Genomic DNA, 1,724 nt, shown 5'->3' on the forward strand with positions numbered 1-1,724 from the left:
ATTCCTGACAAGTCTTTCGCCACTTCTTTAACTCCGCTGGTATTCGCCTCGAAAGTTAACTCCCGTTGCTTACTGCTGACGGAAAGGTGGATTTCCCCCCGAAGTAGCACTCAATGGTCTCCACTTTCCCGTCTCTGAGCCGGAAATACTCTACATTCCGGAATGATTTACCGTTCTTTGTGTGGCAAAGATACTTCACAAACGCCTCGTTGCCGCTTCCGAACACCTGCTCCAGATCAAATCGATCGATGAAGTTAACCTGTGTATCCCAGCATTGCGTTTTGAAAGCGCTCTTACTGATGTGGTCGTCGCCGGCCGCGCTCGTGAAGGTAAAGTTGTCGGCCATCAGGGCCTCAAATTGACCCTGGTCCTTTTTCTCCCATGCCCTATACCACCTCCGGACAATTTCTTCGTATGTCGTGCTCGGCTCCGTACCTGCGCGCGCCCGCGCCGCTACCAAGAGCCCCGCCGCTGCAGCCAGTGCGCAAGCTCCCGATTCAAGCGCCTTCCGCCGTGATACTCCGATCCTTGTCATGTCCATCCGCCTTTCCAGCTCTTGGGTTAGTGGCTTGGAGCCACGCTATCGATCGGCGACCCCGTATCATTTCGCCCTTCGGCGCCGTTTTGGGACTCTTGCCGAAATTCCCGATGGCCCGGGTGGCGCGGAACGCGGCGATGGTTGGAACAGCAGCTCGATGTATCGCCGCAGATGATCAATGCACTGCGCCGCAATCGCAGCACCACCCCGGGCCTTGGCCAGGATGAACGCGCCCTGGAGGGCGGCCTGGGTGTAGAGAGCGAGACTTTCGGCGGTCCATTCGGGGCGCATGCCGCGCTGCCGCATCGCCTCTTCAATGTCGGCCAGCAGTGTTGCCGCGTGCCCGCTGATGCTCCGGTTGCATGCCTCGCGGATCGCCGGGTGCGTGTCGTAGACCTCCTGCACCATCGTCCCCGCCAGGCAGGTAAAGTCGGGCAACTCTCCCGTCAGCAGCGCCTTACGAAAGTCCACATAGGCCAGCAACCGCTCCAGCGGGTCGGCTAGCTGGTGGTAGGACGCGGAGCCAAACTGCGCCTCCGTGCCCTCAATCCAATAGTCGGCCGCGGCCAGCGCCAGTTCGTCCTTGCTGTCAAAGTGGTGGAAGAAGCTTCCTTTGGTCAGACCAGCCGCCTCGCAGACGTCCTCAACCCGCGTGGCGGTATATCCCTTGACGCGGATCACCCGGATCGCAGCCTGCAGGAGTTTGGTTTTCGATTCGTGTCTCGCTTCGGCTATCGGCATCTTGGTACCAACCAGTGGGTATGCGTGTACTATATTGACTGGTTGGCACGCTGATCAAGATGAATCTTTGCTAACCGCCCAGTTCTTTCGTCTTCGAATTTCAACTCACAGCAGCGCAGGTCTACATCAATGGCGGACGATAGATTGGAGTTCGCGATCTCTTGAGCCCTGGTCATTCTGAGGTCCCGGGCAGTCGTTCTGGAGGAGCGATAAATCGCCGTCACGCATCGAGGAGCGTTTTGGGCATATGAGCGACAACACCGAAGCGATCGCGCTACTGCCACACTGCATGACAGAAGCTCTGGATCAACTGCTTCCGGGTGAGGTCTACGTCGCCACGGGAGGCTCTCAGAATTGCGCCGCCTGGGGTGAAATCCTTACCGCAACAGCTCGCACCCGAGGAGCGATTGGCGCTAGACAAAACCGCTGTGCGGCAAAAACCGTT

The 1,724-nt window shown here is 58.3% G+C and carries 3 protein-coding genes; 1 reads left to right on the forward strand and 2 read right to left on the reverse strand.

All coding sequences use genetic code 11. The features are described from left to right. Positions 1-55: 55 nt before the first annotated feature. Together VGI36_15595 and VGI36_15600 are read right to left on the reverse strand one after the other, a co-directional pair. Positions 56-541, reverse strand: coding sequence for a nuclear transport factor 2 family protein (locus VGI36_15595; GenBank protein ID HEY2486571.1), 486 nt, complete (start codon positions 539-541; stop codon positions 56-58). A gap of 60 nt (positions 542-601) precedes the next feature. Further along, complete coding sequence (locus VGI36_15600) at positions 602-1,279, reverse strand: TetR/AcrR family transcriptional regulator (GenBank protein ID HEY2486572.1); 678 nt, start codon at positions 1,277-1,279, stop codon at positions 602-604. Between the two features lie 247 nt (positions 1,280-1,526). Between VGI36_15600 and VGI36_15605 the strand changes: the two genes are divergently transcribed. Next, positions 1,527-1,724 (forward strand): hypothetical protein (locus VGI36_15605; GenBank protein HEY2486573.1); only part of this gene is annotated, 198 nt, incomplete at its 3' end.

It is taken from the genome of Candidatus Binataceae bacterium (genome assembly GCA_036495685.1).
Taxonomy (GTDB): Bacteria; Desulfobacterota; Binatia; order Binatales; family Binataceae; genus JAFAHS01.